Source organism: Bradyrhizobium sp. CFUWI (assembly GCF_056429085.1).
On record NZ_JBWJZE010000109.1, the window covers coordinates 1 to 1034 of the forward strand.

A 1034-nucleotide genomic window follows, 5' to 3' on the forward strand; every position below is an offset into this window, starting at 1 on the left:
CCCGTGGAGCGCCCGGTGGTGCCGACCTCGGCGATCTTCTGGCCGCGGCGCACCAGGTCGCCGCGCTTGACGAGCGTGCGCGACGCGTGGGCGTACCGGGTCACCAGCTGGTTGCCGTGGTCGATCTCCACCATGTTGCCATAGGCCGGGTGGAATTCCTGCGCGACCACCACCCCGCCCGCTGCGGCCAGGATGGGCGTGCCCGTGTCCGCCTGGAAATCGAGGCCGGTGTGCAGCGCCGACTGGCCGGTGAAGGGGTCGATGCGCCAGCCGAACGCCGAGCCGGCCGTCTTGCCGAGCACGGGCTCCTGCGTGGGCACCATGTTCTTGCGGATGTGCTGGTCGAACAGCCGCGACTCGACCACCGTGAGCAGGTCGACGCGGCGGTCGGTGAGTTCGGAGAGCACGTCGAGCGTGCGCTGCAGCTCGTCCATTTCCATCGGCCGGCTGGAGACCAGCGCCCCGCCCTGCCCGCGAGGCCGGAGACGCGCTCCCCGAGCGATTCGAGCTGCAGCATGCGGGCCTGCATCTCGCCGACCTTGCGGGCCATGGCGTCGAGGTTGGCCCGCAGGAAGCGGTCGCGCTCGGCCATCTCGTCGTGCGCCACCACCCGCACCAGCGAGCCGATCACCGGCCAGCCTTCGCGGGCGCCCTTGAGGAACACCCAGTGGTAGAGCAGCGCCGCCAGCAGCATCACCGCCACCGACAGCAGCAGGCCGGCGGCCGCCAGCCGCGTGCCCGAGAGATGGATGGCGCGGCTGCGCGCCAGCCAGGCGTCCGTGATAATCAAGTGCACTTCGTTTTTCTCCGCGCCGCGCGGCGCATTGCCCCATGAACCGCCGTCACCACGCCGTCACGCTGCAGCAGGCCACCGAGGAATCCCCGACGCTGGCCCGCCTGGCCGGCCTGACGCGCGATTCGAGCGAACGGCTGCGGGCCGTCGAGCCTCTGATTCCCCCGTTGCTGCGGCCGGCCATCCGGCCCGGCCCGATCGAGGGCACGACCTGGTGCCTGCTGGTGCGCAGCAGCGCGGC

The 1034-nt window shown here is 71.8% G+C and carries 2 protein-coding genes; one reads left to right on the forward strand and one right to left on the reverse strand.

The window, feature by feature from the left end:
• Nucleotides 1-434, reverse strand: a 434-nt coding sequence (locus tag AC066S_RS38900; protein ID WP_478271918.1) for a M23 family metallopeptidase, incomplete at its 3' end; no start/stop codon positions are given.
• Between the two features lie 397 nt (nt 435-831).
• Between AC066S_RS38900 and AC066S_RS38905 the strand changes: the two genes are divergently transcribed.
• Nucleotides 832-1034 (forward strand): hypothetical protein (locus AC066S_RS38905; RefSeq protein WP_478271919.1); only part of this gene is annotated, 203 nt, incomplete at its 3' end.